We start from the raw sequence: 19,828 nt of genomic DNA, 5'->3' as shown, positions 1-19,828 counted from the left end.
GCGGCTGCACAAAATTCACACGAAAGAATATGTTATTTTTTCAAATTCACACAAACTCCCTGTGAAGCATTGAAGTTTGCGGCTCGGCATGTGATCTAGCCGCCATGTCAAAGGTTCAGAATCCGCAGATGCTGACCGCGAACCGTCTGGTCGACGGCGACGTTCTGTATTGGAAAGGCGGCGACTGGGTGCTGACGCTGGTCGAAGGCGACGTGTTCGCCGACCCGAAGGACGCCGACGCGGCCCTGGCGGCGGCACAGAAATATGTGACCGGGAACGTGGTGGTGGCGCCCTATCTGTTCGAGGTGAAGCGGAACGGCGGCGGCGTCACCCCCGTCAAGGAGCGCGAGGTCATCCGCGCCGCCGGGCCGACGGTGCGCCACGACCTCGGCAAGCAGGCGACGCATGTATAGGTATGACGAGTTCGACGCGAAATTCGTCGCCGAGCGCGTGGCGCAGTTCCGCGGCCAGGTGGCGCGCCGCCTCTCCGGCGAACTGACCGAGGACGAGTTCAAGCCGCTCCGGCTGATGAACGGGCTCTACCTGCAACTGCACGCCTATATGCTGCGCATCGCGGTGCCGTACGGCACGCTGAACGCGCGGCAGATGCGCATGCTGGCGCATATCGCGCGCAAATACGACAAGGGCTATGGCCATTTCACCACGCGGCAGAACATCCAGTTCAACTGGCCGAAGCTGGTCGACGTGCCCGACATCCTGGCCGACCTCGCGACGGTCGAGATGCATGCGATCCAGACGTCGGGCAATTGCATCCGCAACGTCACCGCCGATCATTTCGCCGGCGCCGCCGCCGACGAGATCGAGGATCCGCGCCCGCTGGCCGAAATCGTCCGGCAATGGTCGAGCCTGCATCCCGAATTCGTCTTCCTGCCGCGCAAATTCAAGATCGCCGTGAGCGGTTCGCCGCACGACCGCGCGGCGCTGAAATTCCACGACATGGCGGTCGAGATCGTGAAGAACGCGGCGGGCGAGACAGGCTATCGCGTGCTGGTCGGCGGCGGCATGGGGCGCACGCCCTATGTCGGCTTCGTCATCGGCGAGTTCGTGGCGAAGGAAGACATCCTCGCCTTCCTCGAAAGCGTGATGCGCGTCTACAACCAGTCCGGCCGGCGCGACAACAAGTACAAGGCGCGGGTGAAGATCCTGGCCAATGCACTCGGGCCCGAAGAGATGCACCGCCAGGTGATGCGCGAATTCGAGGAGATCAGCCGGGCCGGCACGCTGCAGGTGCCGCGCGAGGAACTCGACCGCATCGACGCATACTTCGCACCGCCGAAATTCGAGACGCTGCCGGACACGATTCCGGCGGGCGACGCCGATTTCGCGGACTGGACAAAGACCAACACCCATCCGCATCGCGCGCCGGGCTATGCCATCGCGACGGTCTCCCTGAAGCCCATCGGCGGCGTGCCGGGCGACGCGACCGACGCGCAGCTCGACGCGCTGGCCGATCTGATGGACGCCTATGGCATCGAGGAAATCCGCGTCAGCCATGAGCAGAACCTCGTGCTGCCGCACGTCCGCAAGAAGGACCTGCCGGCGATCCATGCCCGGCTGAAGGAACTCGATCTCGCCACGCCGAATGCCGGGCTGATCACCGACATCATCGCCTGCCCGGGGCTCGACTATTGCGACCTCGCCAATGCGCGCTCGATCCCGATCGCGCAGGACCTGTCGCGGCGGTTTGCCGGTCTCGCCCGCCAGCAGGATATCGGCGAGCTGAAGATCAAGATCAGCGGCTGCATCAACGCCTGCGGCCATCATCACGCCGGCCATATCGGCATTCTTGGCGTCGACAAGAAGGGCGTGGAGTTCTACCAGCTCCAGCTCGGCGGCTCCGGCGCGGAAGATGCCGCCATCGGCGACATCATGGGGCCCGGCTTCGGCGAGCACGAGATCGCCGACGCGGTGGAGCGCGTGGTCGACCTCTATCTGAAGGAGCGGCAAGGCGACGAGCGCTTCCTCGACACCTATCGCCGCATCGGCATGGAGCCGTTCAAGACCGTCGCTTACGGGACCGGGGCGCATGGCGTTCATACGGGTTGAGGGCGGCCGCGCCGCGGCGGCCGAGGACGGCTTCGTGTCCGTATCCGACGACGCGGCACTGCCGCAAGACGGCGGCGCCATCGTCTCGCTGGCGCGCTTCATCAAGGACCGCGAGACGCTGCTGGCGCGCAACGCGCCGATCGGCGTCCGGCTGAAATCCGACGAGACGCCGGAAGGCCTCGGCCCCGACCTGGGGCGGCTGTCGGTCGTCGCCATCGAATTTCCCAAATTCGCCGACGGGCGCGGCTTCTCCTGGGCGCGGATGCTGCGCACGCGGCTGGGCTATACGGGCGAGGTGCGCGCGGTGGGCGACTATATCTACGACCAGATCGCCTATCTGGTGCGCGTCGGCTTCGACGGCTTCGACCCGACGCATCCGCTGACCGCGGACGACTTCAACCGCGCGCTGACCGAGATGACAAACGTCTACCAGCCCTCGGCCGACGGGAAGAAGACGATCCGCGAGCTGCGAGCAGGAAAGTAGGCGCCTTTGCAGCGCACCGCCCCGTGTGATAAGTATTACCGTGAAACTCCCCGGTAATACCGCGATGGCCACCACGAATGTTACGAGCAAAGGCCAAGTGACGATCCCCAAGCGGGTGCGCGATGCATCCGGCGTGAAAGCCGGGACCAAGGTGACGGTCGAATATCGGGACGGAGGTGTTCTGATCAAGCCGGTGGGCAAGGCGACCAAGAGCGACTATCGCAAGCGCATCGAAAGCGTCATCGGCACGCTGGATCTCGGCATGTCGGTCGACGCATACATGGACATGTTGCGGGGAGAAGATTGATCCTCGTCGACACCAACGTCATTCTCGATGTGGTGGGAACCCACTCGGCTTGGCGGTTCTGGTCCATGGCCGCTTTGGAAGAATCGGCCGGCGGAGACGAACTGTTCATCGACGATGTCGTCTACGCCGAACTCGCGTCGGGCTATCGAGAGATGGCGAAGCTCGACGAGGCGCTGGCGACATTGCGTGTTGCGCGCGCGCAAACGCCGAAATTGGCGCTCTTTCTGGCCGGACATGCCTTTCGGCAATACCGGCGGCGGGGCACGAAGACGGGCGTGCTGCCCGACTTTTTCATCGGTGCCCATGCCTTCGTCTCGGGCGCGGCGGTGCTCACCCGAGACCGGGGTTTCATAGAGACCTACTTCCCCACCGTGACGCTTGTTTCGCCTTGAGCACCTGTCGACGGCGCATAATAGAGGCGTGAGAACCAAAACGGCATACGGACAATGGACAGCATCCGTCACAGACACGTCCTTGGCGGCGCCTTGATCGCGACCGTCGTCCTGTACGCCTGCGACGCATACGAAGCCTGGCGCTTCATGACGACGAACGGCTTTCTCGCCTGGGTCGTGATGGCGCCATCCCTGGCCGGCGTCCTCACATTCATTTTTTTGCTTCTGCGGCCGCGATCCGTCGCGGCGCAGAACGCCGACGACGTCGAATGGCCGAAGCCCTTGGCTTACGGCTTGATATTGACGCCGGTCGTTCTGCTTCTCTTCATGGCGGTCGCCGCGCCGCTGCGCGGCGGCTTCGACGACATGCGATGGATGTTTCCCGTCGCCGGAAGCTGGATCGGCGCCTGGACGGCCGACCTCATGAGGCCAATGTTCGATACACGGCGCTAGCGCCGCGGCGCCTATTCCGCCGCCGCGATGCTGGGCAGCCGCTCGGCGGACGGCGCCGCCTCCGCGCCGTCCATCGGCACGCCGCAGCGCGCCAGAACCGCGCGCAGGTCCTTGACCGGCGGGAACACCTCGTTGTTCCAGTCGCCGCCCTGGGCGTCGTGCGCCTTCTGCTCCTGCTCCACGATGTGCTTGTCCTGCGCGAAGATGCCTTCGGTGAACCAGGTGATGAACGGCCATGCCGCATGGATGAGGCCGGGAAGCTTCGGCTTCTTCACCGAGAGATAACCGAAGGTCCGGTTGGTGCGCTGCTGCTGGTCGAGCGGGGTGTAGCCGAGCCAGACGTCGAGCACCGGCTCGCCGCCGTTCACCCACACTTTCAGGCTCTGATACGGATAGCCGGTGCGGATGGTCATCAGATCGGCGTTCACGCCCTCATCCTCGCTGCGCATAACGTTGAGGATCGCCGCCTCGCCCAGCGACTGGCGCCCGGCGGTGCGCGTGAATGTGTAGTCGACCTCGCACCAATCGTCGCCTTGGCGGCGGCCCAGGCACGTCGCCTTGATCGTGCCCATCAGGCTCCTGTGCAGGAACTGATGGTTCATGTCGAACAGGTTCTCGTGCATGAAGCTGTAGTGACAGGCGACCTCGCGGTTGAGCTGGCGCGTCTTGTAGCCGGCGTCGGCCTTCGAGCCGAGCGCGGCCGGGGCGCGGTCCTCCGCCAGCGCCGGATCGCCGGGAAAGACGAAGATCAGGCCGTCGACCTCGCGCGTGGGATAGGCGCGCACGCCGTTGGGCAGCCGGTCGCGGCCGAGATAGGGCACGTCGATGCAGTTGCCGGCGCAGCTATAGGCCCAGCCGTGATAGCCGCATTTCAGCGTGTCGCCCTGCACGACGCCGAGCGACAGCGGGACCTGGCGGTGGGCGCAGCGGTCTTCCAGCGCGGACACCGTGCCGCTCGCGCCGCGAAACAGCACGATGGGCTCGCCCGCGAAGCGCCGCGCCAGCGTCCTGCCGGCCTTGACCTCGCCGCTCCAGGCGAGCGGATACCAATAATCGGGATGGGCGCCGACGCGGCGCAGATCGAGGCCGCGAGAAAAGGCGTTCGGCGCAATCGTCATTGCAAGGAACCTCTGGAGCGCCATCCCCTCGGCGCTTCGGTCAAGCTAGGCTGATTTCGGCGCAATGCCAAATCGCATCTCGATGCCCGCCCTATGTCGAATTCCGACACAAAGCTCATCGGACGGCGGTTGGGCCACGAACCGCGCGCCGATGGGAGGCCGTTCAAGAATGCTCAGCCATCTTTCTCTCGGCGTTAACGATCTTGCCCGCGCCACGGCGTTCTACGAGGCGGTGTTGTCACCGCTTGGATTCGTCTGCGTGTGGCGCAACCCGCGCGGCAGCGGGTTCGGCGCGGCGGGCGGCGAGGACCGGCTGGCGCTGTTCGCGCGCGGCGCCGCGGCGCGGGCGCCGGGCGCCGGGTTCCATCTCTGCTTCGCGGCACCCGATCGCGATGCCGTCGACGCATTCCATGCGGCGGCGCTCGCGGCGGGCGGAACCGATGCCGGCGCGCCGGGCCTGCGCCCCCATTACGGCGCCGACTATTACGCCGCCTTCGTCATCGATCCCGACGGCCACAAGCTGGAGGCAAAGGTCGAATAGACCTGTCACACTATATTTCTTGACCCCCACCCCCCTTTGCCCCAAAGAGGCCGCGCAACGGAAATGAGGTGCCGGCCGTGAACGCACCCGCACGCATCGACACGCTTCCCCGCTTCGGCACGATCGAAAAGGCCATCGCCACGATGAAGCCGGGCGAGCCGGTCTATTGCATCTTTCCGGAGAAATTCGCCGCGGCGGCGAAGCGCTTCCTCGACGCGTTTCCGGGCGATCCGCTTTATGCGATCAAGGCCAATCCGGCGCCGCATGTGCTCGACCAGGTGTGGGCGGCGGGCATCCGCCATTTCGACACCGCCTCGGTTCCGGAGATCGAGATCGTCAAGACCCGCTTTCCCGAGGCGCATTGCCATTTCATGTCGCCGGTGCGCCAGGTCGGCGCCGCCAAGAAGGCGTTCGAGCAGTTCGGCGTGACCGACTATGTGGTCGATTGCGACTACGAGCTCGACAAGCTCCTGGCCGAGACCAAGGCGCCCAGGAAGCTGCGCATCTTCGTGCGCATCGCGACGCCGCTCGGCGGCGCGGTGCTGGAACTGTCGAGCAAGTTCGGCGTGCCCCCGGCCGAGGCCGCCCGGCTGCTCAAGCGCGTGGAGGAATCCGGCGCCGCGCCCTGCATCACCTTCCATGTCGGCTCGCAGTGCCTCTCGCCCTTCTCCTATGCCCAGGCGATCGAGATGGCGCGGCGCACGGCGCAGATCGCCGGCGTGGAGATCGCGGCGCTCGACATCGGCGGCGGCTTTCCGGGGCCCTATCAGGGCGACGACGTGCCGCCCTATCACTGGTATTTCGACACCATCAAGGAAGCGCTCGAGACTCTGCCCAATCCCAAAGTGCCGCTGATCTGCGAGCCCGGCCGCGCCCTGATCGCAGAGGGCCTGTCGCTGATCACCCAGGTGATCCTGCGCAAGGGCGACCGACTTTATATCAACGACGGCGTCTATGGCTCGTTCGACGAGCTGACCCTGCCGGGCTGGAACGCGGATTATCCGGTGCGGGTGTTCACCCTGGACGGCAAGGGCCGCGCCCTGCCGCTGCCCGGCGCGACGCTGCCGTTCCGGGTCTATGGCCCGACCTGCGATACGCTGGACGTACTGCCCCGGCCGATCATGCTGCCGGCCAATGTCGGGCCGGGCGATTTCATCGTGTTCGACTATATGGGCGCCTATTCGGTGGCGGTGCGCACGACCTTCAACGGCTTCTTCCCCGACACCTGGGCGATCGTGGGGAATTAGTGAACCGCCTTGCCATCGGCATAGCGCTGAGCATCGTCCTCGCGACCGGCGCCGCAGCCGAGCCGGCCTGGCACACCTATACCGACGCCAAGCGCGGCTTTTCCATCGACTATCCCGACGGCTGGACCGTGGATCCCGGCTTCAAGGACAAGGGCTATGGCTTCTTCCAGGGCGACACCGACGATTATCGCGACGGCGTGGCGCTGAAGCCGACCGTCGATCTCGCGCCGGGAACCAATCTGGAGAGCCCCCAGCTCGTGCTCGCGATCGAGACCGCGCGGCCGGCCGACCGCTGCGAGGCGCGGGCCTTCCTGGTCGATCCGCCGCCCGACTATTTCACCGAACGGCCGGTCGACAGGCCGGACGCGGTGCGCACCGTGGCCAAGGCGGGCGACCTCTACACCATCGAGCACATCGTGCTGATCGGGGTGCGCCAGCCCTGCATCGCGGCGCATTACATCCTGGTTTACGGTCAGGGACAGGGTGCGAACGCCCCGCCGGCCTTCGACCACGCGGCGGTGGTCGGCCTGCTCAACCGGATCGCCTCGACCGTCAAACCCCTGAAATAGCTGGCATTACAAGGCCAACAGAGCGTTAACGTGTTTCGGCTAGGGTCCTTCTCGGGATACCCATGATGCCGACACCGAAAGAGCGATTGAGCCACCTTCTCGAACTCGCCGCGCAAGGCGCGGGCGAGCGCGCCCATCTGGCCGACGAGGTCGCGGACCTCCTGCTCGACTGGCCGGCGCAGTACCCCGAAGGGATGCGCGCAACCTTCGTCGCGCTCCTGGAGAAGATCGTGCGCGAGATGACGGGGCCCGGCCGCGCCGTGCTGGCGGCCCGTTTCCGCGACCGCGGCGACTTCCCGCTGTCGCTGCTCAACGAATTCTTCCTGTTCGCGCCGGCGCCGATGAAGGACGCGATCCTGATGCGCAACGACGCCGAAGGCCCGATCGAATGCGCCCCGGTCGACGCCGAGGCCCTGCTTCACGCGGCGCGGACGGCGCGGGACTTCGCGGCCGAGCTTGCACAGGTCGCCGGCCTTCCCCTTCCCGTCGCCGCCGCGATGCTCGGCGATCCGTCGGCGCGCGCGCTGGCCGCGCTGGCGCGCGCCACCGGCGTCAGCCGCGCCACCTTCTCCGCCATGGCGCTGCTGGCGGGGCCGGCGCGCTCGGTGCATGAGAACTTCGCCATGCTGGGCGTGTTCGACGGCGTGCCGCAGAACGGCGCCCGCCAGCTCGTCGCGTTCTGGCGCGCCCGCGGCGAAGGCTCCGCCCAGGTCGAGCGGGCGGCTTAAGGAAAATATCGCCCGGCCCCGTGGGTATCGCCGCGCGCGGCAGTGCGCGACACTGGAGGTCCTTCCTTCGGAGATTCGCCATGTCGCGCCGCCTTGCCGCCGCCCTGTTCGGGGCGCTGATGCTCGCCGCTCCCGCCTCCGCCAAGGTCCTGCCCTACCCCAAGAGCTTCCAGGCCCGCACAATCGCGACCAACGGCATCAGCCTTTATGTCCGCGTCGGCGGCCACGGCCCGGCGGTCGTGCTGCTGCACGGCTTCGCCGACACCGGCGATATGTGGGAACCGCTGGCCGTCAGGCTCGCCCGGGATCACACCGTGATCGTGCCCGATCTGCGCGGCATGGGGCTCTCGGCGCATCCGGACACCGGCTACACCAAGAAGAACCAGGCGCTTGACATCGCCGGCGTGATGGATGCGCTGAAGATCGCACGCGCCGATCTCGTCACCCATGACATCGGCAACATGGTCGGCTACGCGCTGGCGGCGCAGTTTCCCGCCCGGATCGCGAAATGGGTGGTGATCGACGCGCCGATCCCCGGCATCGGTCCCTGGGAGGAAATCCTCAAGAGCCCGCTCCTCTGGCATTTCAATTTCCGCGGGCCCGACATGGAGCGGCTGGTCAAGGGGCGCGAGCGCATCTATCTCGACAGGTTCTACAACGAATTGTCGGCCGATCCGCGCCGCATCGACGAAGCGACGCGCCGGCACTATGCGGCGCTCTACGCCCGCCCCCATGCCATGCACGACGCGTTCGAGCAGTTCGCCGCGTTTTCGCAGGACGCGATCGACGACAAGGCCCTGCTGGCGGCCGGCGGCAAGCTTGCGATGCCGGTGCTGGCGCTCGGCGCCGAGAAGTCGATGGGCGCGCAGGAGGCGGACATCCTGCGCGCGGCCGCGAGCGACGTCACGGGCGGGATCGTTCCGAACTCCGGCCACTGGATCATGGAAGAGAACCCGGACGCGACGGTTGCGATGGTGACGGCGTTCCTGGAGAAATAGCGCGGTATTCGGGTCGGATGCGCCGAGTCGTTCCTCAGCCGCCTTCGCCCAAGAGATTGTCCCGGCCAGGCGAGAAAGACAGCGTGACGAGGATCGCCTTGTCGTCGAGTGTCTTTACCGTCCCATTGGCCGAGCCGTAGGACACGTTGAGCCAAGCGCCGGTTGTGGCGGCATTGCCGTCCGGACCGAATCGGCCGACCAGGCCGCTCAGCACGCGCGACAACCGGATCGCGCCGGAAATTTGCCAGCGGAAGCCGGAACTCGCGAACGCAGCATCGGCTGCATGCACAGCCATCGTGTCCTTATAGCCGGCAAGCGCCGCGAATTTGAGATCCGCGGAATAGCTTTCGAGTCCGACCCAGGCATCGACCGTATTCGCGTCAAATTTCGGCGTCCCGGCGTTTCCCGTCGCCACCGTTTCGTTCAGACCCGCCCGCACCGTGCCGCCGATCATCCAGTAGCTGAGAAGATCGATGTCGGCGGTCGGATCTTCGGGAAAGTTGAGCGGATAGCGTCCCGCGATCCAGACCGCGCCGCTGGTCTTGGAAAAACCGTTTGCCGTGCCCGGCTCGCCGTCCCATACGACGCCGCCGCCAAGATCGAGTTTGCTGCCGAAGCGGGCATAGGCGTTCGCCTTGGCGATACAGACGTCGAAGGCCTTGGTGACGTTGAGACTGTTCGCGATTTTCTTGGCGGCATCGCCCGCCCTGTCGGTAATCGCGAGGTTGATCTCCTCGAAGACGGCGTGCACGGCAATCGCCTTGTCGGCCGGTCTGCTGTCGGCATGCAATGCGTCGTGAAGCCTTTGAGCCAGTTCGGGAAACTTGTTGCAAACATCGTCGAGACAACCGTCGACGTCCGGCGCTGCGGCATCGATATTCGCCTGGGTGACCCCGGCCGGATCGATATGCGCTTCCGCGGCAAGGCCATCGAACGACCCCCGGTACGTCCGCAGCGAATGCTGCTCGTCGGTCTCGTCCTTGATGGCGGCCAGATACTTCGCGTCGTAGTCCGGATAGAGGGTCGCATAGACGGTGTCGGCGCATTCCGCCCATACTGGCTCGATCCGCCCCTTGTTCGGTCCTTTGTCGGGCACGTAGATGGCGGCGAGCGGATCGCTCTGATCCAGGACGGCGATGCTCAGACCGAGCGCGAGGCGGGAGTCTTTGGCCTTAGAAGGATCGCCGCCGCCCTTGTCGCCAAGATAAAGCGACGTGCCGAACCGCGTGCGGTTCGCGAGACGCAGGCCATAGGCGCCGTCGTAGCCGCCATTCCCGGTGCCGATATAGTTGTCATAGTTATTGACGTCGCTGCCGAGCAGGAACCAGGCCGGCGCTATGTCGGCGGCGAAGGACTGGGCACCCTTTGCGCCGCCGTCCGCCGCGGGCGCCTGAAGCGTGTAGGGCTTGAGCGCCGCGGAACCGGACAGCGTTTCGTTCGTGCCGATCAGTGCGAGCGCCGGCGAAACCGGCACACCGTAGTCGAATGCAAAAATGTCTTTGTTCTGCGCATCGGATTTGAACAGAGTAATTGTCGCGTCGGATGCCTTCTGATCGTCAGATAGGGGCGCCGCGCCGGCCGGTGCGGCCGCGTTGTCATCGGCCGAGCCGTGAGCACGTCCGGCGGCTTTGCTCGCGGACGGCGGAAGGCAAGCGAGAAACGCGGCGGCCGAAAGACCGCAGACGATCAGGAGACGTTTCACCGGCCCGCTCCTCAGAAGACGACCGCAAACGTGCCCGAAGGCAGCAGCATATCGGGCGTATCGACCGTGAAGCGGTAGTTCGGCGGCTTTCCGGCCGGAACGGCGTCGAGATTGCCGCACGGGACGTGCGCGCCAGTGGCTGGATCGATCTGCAGCACATCGATCAGGAAATCCGCGCTGGTGGCACCCAGGAAGGTCGCGAGCACGTCGAATTCCAGTTGCGTGGCCTTGTCCCAGCCGGCGATGTCGGTCGGCGAGAAGGTGAAAGCGTAGTGCTCGCTGCCGGTAGCGCCGGAATTTCCGATCGCGCTCCGCCCCGCGGCCGCGTAACGGTTCAGCGTGTACCAGCCCCGTGCACCCATCGCGTTCGGCTTCAGCGTCGCCGCGATGATCAGAATCTTGTCCTTGTCGGCCTTGAACAGCATGGTCGCCCCCATAGCGATGCCTGCGGAAACCGCCGGCAAGAGCATTCAACAGAAGGGCGTGGCCATGACGCCGTGACGAGCGTCACGCGTCAGTCATTATTTTGCAAAAACTACTTTTCCGCGTTCACGTCGTGCCGTTCGCGGGTCTTGGCGAATTTTATGTTCGGGAATTTGTCCGCCACATAGCCCACTTCCCACGCGCTCTTCGCCAGGAAAACCGGCGCGCCGTCGCGGTCCGCCGCCATGCCGCCGCGGTTCGACGCCTGGAATTTCTCCAGCTCGGCGTCGCTGCCGGAAAGCCAGCGCGCGGTCTCGTAAGGCGCCGGCTCCAGGTCGGCGTCCAGGCCGTATTCGGCGTTGAGCCGCGACTTGAGGACATCGAGCTGCAACGGCCCCACCACGCCGACGATCCAGGCCGAGCCGATCTGCGGCTTGAACACCTGCGTGACGCCCTCCTCCGCGAGGCTTTCGAGCGCGCGCGTCAGGTGCTTCTGCTTCATCGGATCGCCGAGCCGCACGCGGCGCAGGATCTCGGGCGCGAAGTTCGGGATGCCGGTGAACACGACCTCGCCGGTCTCCGACAGCGTGTCGCCGACGCGCAGCACGCCGTGATTCGGGATGCCGATGATGTCGCCCGGCCAGGCCTCGTCCACCGTCTCGCGCTCCTGGGCGAAGAACAGGATCGGATTGTGCACGCCGATGCTCTTATGCGTGCCCGATTGCGTGAGCTTCATGCCGCGGCGGAATTTTCCCGACGCGAGGCGCAGGAAGGCGACGCGGTCGCGGTGGTTGGGATCCATATTGGCCTGGACCTTGAACACGAAGCCGGTGACTTCGCCGTCGGACGGCTCGACCGTGCGCCCGCGGGTCGGCGCCGGGCCGGGCGGCGGCGCGTTCCGGGCCAGCGCCGAGAGCAGGTCGCGCACGCCGAAATTCTTCAGCGCCGAGCCGAAATAGACCGGCGTCTGGTGGCCCTCGCGATAGGTGCCGTGGTCGAAGCGCGGCATGCCGGCGCGGACGAGCTCGACGTCCTCGTCGAGCTTGTCCTTCTCTTCGGCGCTCAGCAGCGCGGCCACCGCGTTGCCGCCGAGCTTTGCGCCGCCGCCGAAGGGGGAGAATTCCTCCGTATAGAGATCGACGGTGCCGCGGAAGTTCAGCCCCATGCCGACCGGCCACACCATCGGGGCGCATTCGAGCTGGAGCTGGTCGGCGATCTCGTCCAGCAGCTCGAGCGGATCGCGCGCCTCGCGGTCCATCTTGTTGACGAAGGTCATGATCGGGATGTCGCGCAGCCGGCAGACTTCGAACAGCTTGCGGGTCTGGGTCTCGATGCCCTTCGCCGCGTCGATCACCATCACCGCGGAATCGGCGGCGGTCAGCGTGCGGTAGGTGTCTTCCGAGAAATCCTCATGGCCCGGCGTGTCGAGCAGGTTGAACACCGCATCCTCGAACTCGAAGGTCATGACCGCGCTGGTCACCGAGATGCCGCGCTCCTGCTCGATCTTCATCCAGTCCGATTTCGCCCGGCGCGCCTCGCCGCGCGCCTTGACGCGGCCGGCGGCATGGATCGCGCCGCCGAGCAGCAGAAGATGCTCGGTCAGCGTCGTCTTGCCGGCGTCCGGGTGCGAGATGATCGCGAAAGTCCGGCGCCGGGCGGCTTGGGAGGCGGGCGTACTCATGACGGCGGGGGCGTAGCAGGATCGCAAAGCCCTGTCATCTCCGCCGCCGGCCGCGGCCGATATTCGCCGGGGTGGACGGGCGCGCCGCCGTCCAATTAGAAAGAAACGGCGGCGACGGGACGATGCGGGATGAAACGGAAAACAGCGCTTGCGGTCTTGTCGATCCTGGCTTGCCTTGCCGTTCCGGGCGCCGCCCAGGCGCAGGGCGGCCCGGCCGACCAGGTGATCGATCCGGACGGCAGCACGCTGTCGCGCCCCGCCGGCCTCCCGCCCGATCCCGAGGGCAGAGCCGAGGATCTGCGGCTGGCCGGAAAATGCAACGAGGCCATCCCGATCCTTCGCCAATTGGCGGCGGGCGGCGACGGCCACGAACTTGCCCAGTACAATCTCGGCCTGTGCCTGCTCGATACCGGCAAGGCGGATCCGGATGCGCAGCGCGCTGCGAGCCTGAAGCAGGAAGGCGCCGCCTTCATCCTCAAAGCCGCGAGCCAAAACCTCCCCAAGGCGCAGCTCAGCCTGGCGGTGCTGTATCTCGACGGCAACGGCGTCGCGCCCGATCCCGTCGAAGCCGGCAAATGGGCGCTGATCTATCGCGCGAACGGTGCGCGCTTCGCGCTCGGCCTGCCGGGCATCTCGGCGGACCTGCAGGCGCGGCTGGACGCCGTCCTGACCGCGGCGACATGGGCGCAGGCGCAGGCGCGCGCCGACGCCTGGAGCCCCGCAGCGCCGTCTTCGAATTAGGCGCGTTCGCGGAACGGCCGGAGAGGATATTCCCCCCGGGAAGGCGTAAGCTGGCGCGATCCGATTTGGAGACCGCGATGACGATGTTCGCCCGTGCCCTGGTGCTCAGTGCCCTCATCGCCGCGCCCGCCGCGGCGGCCGATTGCAGCACGGGCGCGATCCCCGACACGCCGGTCTTAGGCACCGTCGCCGGCAAGCCCTTCGTGCCGAAGGAGACCCGCATCGACGTCACCCGGGACGGCATGGAGATCGACGACGCCAAGTTCGACAAATACACGCTGTCGATCATGACCGACGGCATCTTCAACGAGATGACCGTGACGATGCTGGTGCCGCTCGGCAAGACGCCGGCCGGCCGCGTCTTCCGCGTGCTGCCGACCGGCGACATCGGAGCCCAGCCCGCCGCCGCGCCGGGCACGCCCGAAGTGCAGGGCTGGGGGCTCGAGCTCGAGGCCGCCGATGTCGACACCAGCTTCACGCAGGAGAACGCCGCGATCCGCGTCGAACTCGGGCAGAAGACGGGCAACACGCTGGCGGGCAAGATCCATTTCTGCGTGCCGGGGCAGAAGGCCGACATCGCCGGCAGCTTCAAGGCGGCGCTGCACTGAACGGCGGCTACATCCGGTTGAACGGCCAGACGCGCGGGGCGATGACGTAGTTGAGCTGGACGGCGAAGATCACCGCGATGCTCCACCAGGTCGAGAACACGCACAGCGCCGCGCCGGCGGCATAGAGCGCCTGCGCGATCAGCACACGCCGCACGAAGGCCCGGTCGACATCGGGCGGCGCGTCGGGACGGACGAGGCCGAACCATTTGGCGCGGTACCAGCCCGCCAGGAGGAACACGCCGAGCAGCAGGATGTTGAACCAGTAGACCAGCAGCGCCGCGCGGAATTCGATGTATTCGGACAACAGCGCGGTGGAGAACGGCAGCACGCACACCGCCATCAGGAAGCCGATATGCAGCCAGGCATAGGAGCGGTCGGCATGCGCCAGCGCGTCGTGCTGGGTCTGCTGGCCGAGCCAGAAGATGCCAAGGGTCATAAAGCTCATCAGGAAGGTCACGAAGCGCGGGCCGAGATGGATCAGGGCGCGCACCAGGTCGGCCTCGCTGTGGATGTCCTCCAGCGGCGGCGGGCGGATGTCGAGCACCAGGACCGTCATCGCGAAGGCGAAGACGCCGTCGGAGAGCGCCGCGAGGCGCTCCCGGTTGCGGCCGGCGATGCGGTTGTACAGCGTGGTCACGGCCTCGCGCTTAGCAAGCCCGCGCCGCGTCGGCAAGATCGCCGGCGGTCCTTCAGGCCAGCGGCCGGATCAGCATCAGCGCGGGATTGTCCGGCCCCCACAGCGTCGGAAGTTCCTCGACGGCGAGGAATCCGACGGCTTCGTAGAAGGCGCGGGTCCCGGCATAGGCGCGATCGGGATGGCGGTCCGACAGCGTCTTCACGGTAAGGAAACGCGCGCCCTGTTCGCGTGCATGACGCAGCGCGGCGTCGATCAGCGCACGGCCGGCGCCCTGGCGGTGATGCGCGGGGCTCACCCCCATCACATGAATCTCCATGGCGTGGGGCGTGTGCCGCTTCAGCGCGGCGAAGCCGAGCGTCTCGCCGCCCGCGACCGCGGCGAACATCGCCATCGTCTCCACGTCGCGCGCATAGGCGGCATTGGCCTCCGCCAGGCCGAACCACTCCGGCAGCGCGGCGAGGATCTCGGCGCACAACGCGCCCTTGCCGTGCCGGATTTCGACGACCTCCACGGCCTAGACGACCGGATCGTCGACGAAAGCGCGGCCCTGGCGGTCCTCGATCTCCACGATCCAGAGGTCCGGATCGAATTTCATCTGCTTGTCGAGATAGGCGCGCGCCTTCTCCTCGTCGGACCAGTCGCCGAGCGGGCGGGCCCAGACCAGTTCGCCGTCGCCGCGCCGCGCCTGGGACAGCACCAGCACATGGCCGTCGAGCCGGTTGATCTTGAGGAACACCGCGCCCGACTCTTCGATCCCCTTCTTGGCGACATAGGCCTGCGCACCCTCGACCTCGGCGCGGCGGATGACGGCGCGGACGAAGATGCCGGCTTTCAGGCGGGGGGCGGTCATGCGCCGACTATAGACGATTTGCGCGCCCTATGCCGTGCGCGGCTCGAAGGCCGTGGAGGTCAGAAGGCCCCAGGGCGCGCCCGCCGCGTCGCCGAGCGGCGTGATCAGGGTTTCGGCGGTCATATGGTCGAGGCCGAGCGATCGGAGATGCGAAACGAAACGCAGCGGGGCGGCGATGTCGAGCGCCATGTCGTAGGCGTCGTACCAGCTCGCGAGGAAGGGCGGCAGGATGACCTCGTCGAGATATTTTCCGGTGACGTCGCTGCCGCTGCGGACCTGGTCGCGGCCGACCATGCGGAAGCGGTAGCGCCGAGACCGGTCGGGCTCCTGCAAGCGCTCGATGAAGACGATGTCCTTGAGATGGCGGACCAGGGCGCGGGCGGTGAAATCCGCGCGCGTCGGCAGGTGCCGCGGCCCCTTCACCCGGCGCCAGATCTCGAGCAGCTCCTTGAGGCGCGCGCAGTCGAAGGCGAGCGACGCATCGCAGACGACCGTCCATCCCTCGCGCCCGGCGCGGGCATTGAATGCGTCCCAGGGCGGCTGGCGGTTCGGCTGCATGAGGTTGGGCGGCATACCGCAAACCTCGTCCCATCCGGTGAACGACCGGTAAATCTCCTCTTAGGGAAATCTACTTAGGCGGGCTCAGGCCGCGCCCTTGAAGGGGATGATCTTGGCTTCGCGCGGGCGCAGCGCCTGGCCGCTCTCGTCGACCGAGGCGAAGGGCAGGCGGATGATCACCGTGGTCCCCTCGCCCAGCACCGATTCGATCCGCGCCTCGCCGCCATGCAGCGCGCTCAGCGCCTTGACCAGCGCGAGGCCGAGACCCGTGCCTTCCTTGGCGCGCACATGCTCGCCCTCGACCTGCTCGAAGGGCTGGCCCAGGCGCTGCAGGTCCTTGGCCGAGATGCCGACGCCGGAATCGGCGACCTCGATGACGATGCCGCGTTCGTCGCGCTGCGCCTTCAGCCGCACATCGCCGCCGCGCGGGGTGTATTTGATGCCGTTGGTCAGAAGGTTGATCAGCATCTGCTTCACGGCGCGCTTGTCGGCGAAGATCGTGCCGGCGCCGGGACCGACGGAGAGCCGCAGCGCGACGCCCGCCCGCTCCGCCTGGAGCTTGACGAAGCGCACGGCGGATTCGGCCGTGCCGGTGAGGTCGAACACCTCTTCGTAGAGATCGAGCTTGCCAGCCTCGATCTTGGACATGTCGAGCACCGAATTGATCAGCTCCAGCAGATGGCCGCCCGATTCGTGGATGAGGCGCGAATATTCGAGATATTTGGCGCTGCCGACCGGGCCGAACATCTCATGCGTCATCACTTCGGAGAAGCCGAGGATGGCGTTCAAGGGCGTGCGCAGCTCGTGGCTCATATTGGCGAGGAAGCTCGACTTGGCGCGGCTGGCCGATTCCGCCGCGTCGCGGGCCGCGATCAGCTCGCGCTCCTGCGCCTTGCGCTCGGTGATGTCGCGGGTGACGGCGACGATGTCGGACGCCTCGCCATGGGCGGGCGGCGCCGGGCGGCAGCGGATCTCCGCCCACACATAAGAGCCGTCGCGCCGCTTCATCCGCACTTCCGCGGTCGCGGGCCGCGCGTAATACGCCGACTCCATGAAGGCGGCCTGCATGCGCTTCAGATCGTCGGGATGCACCAGGCTGGCCGGCGCCGCGCCGATCAGGTTCTCCGGCGGCATGTCGAGGATCGTCTGCGCCGCGGGGCTCGCGAAGCGCACCCGCCCGTCGGAGGAATGGCGCGTGATCAGGTCCATCGCGTTGTCGGCGAGGAAGCGGTACATCGCGGCGCCCTCCGCCGCGGCCTCGTCGGCGGCGCGCTGGCGGTCCTGCGCCGCCGCGGCGACGAGCGCCGCCTGGACCACCGCGGCGAGCACCGACACCGCGTAGAGTTCCCACAGCGGCACCGGCAGGCGCGACACCGGCAGCGCGCCCAGCGCCCCGATGGCGGCGACGATGATGAGCGCGACCGAGGCCGCGGCCGCGGCGCGCAGCACGGCGGGCCGCCCGCCCGCCAGGGCCGCTTCCGCCGGCACCAGGGCGAACCACACGACCAGCGGCGACAGCACCCCGCCGGTCAGCGCCGCGAGATAGCCGATCAGGACCGCGAAGATGGCGAGCGCCGCCTGTTCCAGCAGCGCGAGGGGAACGGATGTGAAGGCGAGAAGCGCCAGGATCGCCGGCGCCATCAGCCCGGCGATGGCGATGGCTTCCGCCGCGTCGGGGCGGCCGATGAAGGACACGAAGGCCAGGCCCAGCACCGCCCCGACCACCGCCTTCGACGCCTGCACCGAGACGAAGAGGCGGCGCAGCGCGCGGCTGTCGCCCGCATAGCTTGCGATTTCGTCGTTAACCGCCATTAGGACTTCGCCGACTCAAGGACCACCACCCGGGCCACGAGGATGGGTCCGCAAACTTAACGAACCTTGAACGCCCGGGAACTTCGTTCGTTAATCGGCAACACCTGTGGCGGGACATATTCACCGCTTATTAGGGATGATGACGCGATTCGGGCGGAGTCCGGTATCGCGCAACCAAACGGCAACGCCTTGGGCCAACAATCCCGCCCCTGTCGAAGGAGGGACCGGGTGGCAACTGCGACGGCACAGAAGGTGCGCGCGCCGGAGGACGACGCGGTCGAAGCGGCCATGGCGGCGGGCCTGGTACCGGCGCTCGACTGCCTGCGCATCGCGATCACGCTGTACGACTGCGACGAGCGGCTGACCTACGCCAACCAGCATTTCGACTATCTGTTCCGCGGCCTGCCCGCCCGCGCCCTGCTCCTGGGCCAAAGCTATGGCGACATCGTGCGGCTGGAGGCTGCGGGCGGCGAGATCGCGCCCGAGGCGCTCGGCCGCGGCGTGGAGGATTTCGTGGCGCGGCGGCGCGCCCAGCTCACCAGCGGCGACTTCAAGCCCTTCGACCTGGAACTCGCCGACGGCCGCATCGTCGAGATCAAGTCGCGGCGCGCCCCTGCCGGCGGCTGGATCGCGCTGTGGAGCGACGTGACCTTCGCGCGCCAGGTCTTCGGGCGGCTGGAGGACGCGATCGCCCTCTCGGCCGACGCCTTCGCCTTCTACGACCGGAGCGAGCGGCTGGTCGTGTGCAACAAGGAATATGCCGCGCTGCACGGCTGCGGCGTCGAGACGATGCGCGGCGCGGCCTTCGGCGATATCCTGCGCGAGGCGGTGGGAAACGGCCGGGTGCGCGTCGACGGCGACGGCGAGGCCTGGCTGCGCCGCCGCCTCGACCTGCACCGCGCCGCGTCCGGCGCGATGACGCTGGAGATGACGGACGGCGCCGCCTATCTGGTGCGCGACCGCAAGACCCGCGACGGACATGTCGTCGTGCTGACCGACGTCACCGACGAGCGCCGCGTCGAGAAGGCCCTGGCGCAGACAAGGGCGGAGCTCGCCACCTCGCGCGAGCAGGCGACCTATCTCGCCGACCTGACCAGGCGTCTCGACGCCGCCGCGGCCTCCGCCGACACGACGAAGAAGACGCTGCTGCGCACCATGAGCCACGAGCTCAAGACGCCGCTCAACGCGATCATCGGCTTCTCCGACCTCCTGGGCCAGATGGCGGAGCGCTTCGACACCGCCCAGGTGCGCGAATATGCCGGCCTCATCCATGCCGGCGGCCACAACCTGCTCAAGCTCATCAACCATATCCTCGACCTCACCAAGGTCGCCGCCGGACGGTTCGAGACCCAGAAGGTGCGCATCGATGCCGGCGGCGCGATGTGGATCGCCAAGGACGCGGCCGCCGAGCGCGCCGCGGCCAAGGGCCTGGTGATCGACGCCGACGCCTGCCCGGTCGGGCTGATCGTCGAGGCGGACGAGAACGCCTTCGGCCAGATGATCGGCCATCTCCTCGACAACGCCATCGCCTTCACCCCGGAGGGCGGACACATCGCGCTGGCCGCGCGGGCGGAAGGCGGGCGCGTCTGCCTGAGCGTCCGCGACAACGGCCCGGGCGTCGCGGCGGAAGACCTCGCCCGCATCCTTGAGCCCTTCGAGCAGGTCGGGCGCGCCACGACCGATCATGCGGCCGGCGCGGGGCTGGGCCTGACGCTGGTGAAGGCCTTCGCCGAACTGCATGGCGGCCTTCTCGCCGTCGAGAGCGCTCCCGGCCTGGGCTTCACCGCGACGATCGATCTGCCGGCGGCGGGATAACGCCGCCGCACGGCCCGATGAGCTGCACGCCGACCGGACGTCCTTGCGGCATGACGCCCGCCGGCATCGCCGTCGCCGGCAAGCGCCGCAACTGCGC

General features: G+C 67.3%; 23 protein-coding genes. 14 read left to right on the top strand and 9 right to left on the bottom strand.

Annotated elements, in window-relative coordinates; translation table 11 throughout:
• The first annotated feature begins 104 nt into the window (after positions 1–104).
• The 6 genes from WDN01_19310 to WDN01_19285 all read left to right on the top strand — a co-directional run bounded on the left by WDN01_19310 (position 105) and on the right by WDN01_19285 (position 3,703).
• Positions 105–413, top strand: coding sequence for a DUF2849 domain-containing protein (locus WDN01_19310; GenBank protein ID MEJ0028182.1), 309 nt, complete (start codon positions 105–107; stop codon positions 411–413).
• Positions 406–2,067: a nitrite/sulfite reductase gene (locus WDN01_19305; protein MEJ0028181.1), complete on the top strand. Its 1,662-nt coding sequence runs from the start codon at positions 406–408 to the stop codon at positions 2,065–2,067. Before WDN01_19310 ends, WDN01_19305 begins: the two co-directional genes overlap by 8 nt.
• A complete protein-coding gene (locus WDN01_19300; GenBank protein MEJ0028180.1) occupies positions 2,048–2,551 on the top strand; it encodes a DUF934 domain-containing protein in 504 nt (167 codons plus the stop codon). Before WDN01_19305 ends, WDN01_19300 begins: the two co-directional genes overlap by 20 nt.
• Before the next feature lie 64 nt (positions 2,552–2,615).
• On the top strand, positions 2,616–2,858 hold the full coding sequence (locus WDN01_19295; protein MEJ0028179.1) for an AbrB/MazE/SpoVT family DNA-binding domain-containing protein: 243 nt from the start codon (positions 2,616–2,618) through the stop codon (positions 2,856–2,858).
• Entirely contained in the window at positions 2,855–3,250 is a 396-nt protein-coding gene (locus WDN01_19290; GenBank protein MEJ0028178.1) for a type II toxin-antitoxin system VapC family toxin, read from the top strand. The genes WDN01_19295 and WDN01_19290 overlap by 4 nt, the downstream gene beginning before the upstream one ends.
• Positions 3,251–3,304: 54 nt before the next feature.
• Positions 3,305–3,703 (top strand): hypothetical protein, encoded by a 399-nt coding sequence (locus WDN01_19285; protein MEJ0028177.1) that lies wholly within the window; start codon positions 3,305–3,307, stop codon positions 3,701–3,703.
• Positions 3,704–3,714: 11 nt separating this feature from the next.
• Here the strand turns inward: WDN01_19285 and WDN01_19280 are convergent, their stop codons facing one another.
• Positions 3,715–4,821 carry an aromatic ring-hydroxylating dioxygenase subunit alpha gene (locus WDN01_19280; GenBank protein ID MEJ0028176.1) on the bottom strand — a complete coding sequence of 369 codons (1,107 nt, stop codon included), beginning with the start codon at positions 4,819–4,821 and terminating at the stop codon, positions 3,715–3,717.
• Positions 4,822–4,990: 169 nt separating this feature from the next.
• On the opposite strand from WDN01_19280, the gene WDN01_19275 reads away from it, so the two are divergent.
• The 5 genes from WDN01_19275 to WDN01_19255 all read left to right on the top strand — a co-directional run bounded on the left by WDN01_19275 (position 4,991) and on the right by WDN01_19255 (position 8,904).
• Positions 4,991–5,362: a VOC family protein gene (locus WDN01_19275; GenBank protein ID MEJ0028175.1), complete on the top strand. Its 372-nt coding sequence runs from the start codon at positions 4,991–4,993 to the stop codon at positions 5,360–5,362.
• A 77-nt stretch (positions 5,363–5,439) separates the two neighbouring features.
• The gene (locus tag WDN01_19270; GenBank protein MEJ0028174.1) at positions 5,440–6,609 is read left to right on the top strand and encodes a hypothetical protein; all 1,170 of its coding nucleotides are present in this window, start codon (positions 5,440–5,442) and stop codon (positions 6,607–6,609) included.
• Positions 6,609–7,178, top strand: coding sequence for a hypothetical protein (locus WDN01_19265; GenBank protein MEJ0028173.1), 570 nt, complete (start codon positions 6,609–6,611; stop codon positions 7,176–7,178). Before WDN01_19270 ends, WDN01_19265 begins: the two co-directional genes overlap by 1 nt.
• A 65-nt stretch (positions 7,179–7,243) precedes the next feature.
• Complete coding sequence (locus WDN01_19260; GenBank protein MEJ0028172.1) at positions 7,244–7,906, top strand: hypothetical protein; 663 nt, start codon at positions 7,244–7,246, stop codon at positions 7,904–7,906.
• Between the two features lie 80 nt (positions 7,907–7,986).
• On the top strand, positions 7,987–8,904 hold the full coding sequence (locus tag WDN01_19255; protein ID MEJ0028171.1) for an alpha/beta hydrolase: 918 nt from the start codon (positions 7,987–7,989) through the stop codon (positions 8,902–8,904).
• Between the two features lie 34 nt (positions 8,905–8,938).
• On the opposite strand, the gene WDN01_19250 is transcribed toward WDN01_19255, so the two are convergent.
• The 3 genes from WDN01_19250 to WDN01_19240 all read right to left on the bottom strand — a co-directional run bounded on the left by WDN01_19250 (position 8,939) and on the right by WDN01_19240 (position 12,710).
• Positions 8,939–10,606 (bottom strand): hypothetical protein, encoded by a 1,668-nt coding sequence (locus WDN01_19250; GenBank protein ID MEJ0028170.1) that lies wholly within the window; start codon positions 10,604–10,606, stop codon positions 8,939–8,941.
• 11 nt (positions 10,607–10,617) lie between these two features.
• Positions 10,618–11,031 (bottom strand): hypothetical protein, encoded by a 414-nt coding sequence (locus tag WDN01_19245; GenBank protein ID MEJ0028169.1) that lies wholly within the window; start codon positions 11,029–11,031, stop codon positions 10,618–10,620.
• 110 nt (positions 11,032–11,141) lie between these two features.
• A complete protein-coding gene (locus WDN01_19240; GenBank protein ID MEJ0028168.1) occupies positions 11,142–12,710 on the bottom strand; it encodes a peptide chain release factor 3 in 1,569 nt (522 codons plus the stop codon).
• A gap of 129 nt (positions 12,711–12,839) precedes the next feature.
• On the opposite strand from WDN01_19240, the gene WDN01_19235 reads away from it, so the two are divergent.
• Entirely contained in the window at positions 12,840–13,451 is a 612-nt protein-coding gene (locus WDN01_19235; GenBank protein MEJ0028167.1) for a hypothetical protein, read from the top strand.
• Between the two features lie 77 nt (positions 13,452–13,528).
• Complete coding sequence (locus tag WDN01_19230; protein ID MEJ0028166.1) at positions 13,529–14,059, top strand: hypothetical protein; 531 nt, start codon at positions 13,529–13,531, stop codon at positions 14,057–14,059.
• Between the two features lie 7 nt (positions 14,060–14,066).
• Here the strand turns inward: WDN01_19230 and WDN01_19225 are convergent, their stop codons facing one another.
• The 5 genes from WDN01_19225 to WDN01_19205 all read right to left on the bottom strand — a co-directional run bounded on the left by WDN01_19225 (position 14,067) and on the right by WDN01_19205 (position 17,916).
• Positions 14,067–14,696, bottom strand: coding sequence for a TMEM175 family protein (locus tag WDN01_19225; protein MEJ0028165.1), 630 nt, complete (start codon positions 14,694–14,696; stop codon positions 14,067–14,069).
• Positions 14,697–14,748: 52 nt separating this feature from the next.
• Positions 14,749–15,207 carry a GNAT family N-acetyltransferase gene (locus WDN01_19220; GenBank protein MEJ0028164.1) on the bottom strand — a complete coding sequence of 153 codons (459 nt, stop codon included), beginning with the start codon at positions 15,205–15,207 and terminating at the stop codon, positions 14,749–14,751.
• 3 nt (positions 15,208–15,210) lie between these two features.
• Complete coding sequence (locus WDN01_19215; protein MEJ0028163.1) at positions 15,211–15,546, bottom strand: DUF1491 family protein; 336 nt, start codon at positions 15,544–15,546, stop codon at positions 15,211–15,213.
• Positions 15,547–15,573: 27 nt separating this feature from the next.
• Entirely contained in the window at positions 15,574–16,119 is a 546-nt protein-coding gene (locus WDN01_19210; GenBank protein MEJ0028162.1) for a PAS domain-containing protein, read from the bottom strand.
• A gap of 69 nt (positions 16,120–16,188) precedes the next feature.
• On the bottom strand, positions 16,189–17,916 hold the full coding sequence (locus WDN01_19205; GenBank protein MEJ0028161.1) for a PAS domain-containing sensor histidine kinase: 1,728 nt from the start codon (positions 17,914–17,916) through the stop codon (positions 16,189–16,191).
• 228 nt (positions 17,917–18,144) lie between these two features.
• Between WDN01_19205 and WDN01_19200 the strand changes: the two genes are divergently transcribed.
• On the top strand, positions 18,145–19,731 hold the full coding sequence (locus tag WDN01_19200; protein MEJ0028160.1) for a PAS-domain containing protein: 1,587 nt from the start codon (positions 18,145–18,147) through the stop codon (positions 19,729–19,731).
• Positions 19,732–19,828: the final 97 nt, after the last annotated feature.

Source organism: Rhizomicrobium sp. (assembly GCA_037200985.1).
In the GTDB taxonomy this organism is placed as follows: domain Bacteria; phylum Pseudomonadota; class Alphaproteobacteria; order Micropepsales; family Micropepsaceae; genus Rhizomicrobium.
The sequence above is the reverse complement of the archived record's forward strand: the minus strand, read 5'-3'. Positions and strand labels throughout refer to the sequence as shown.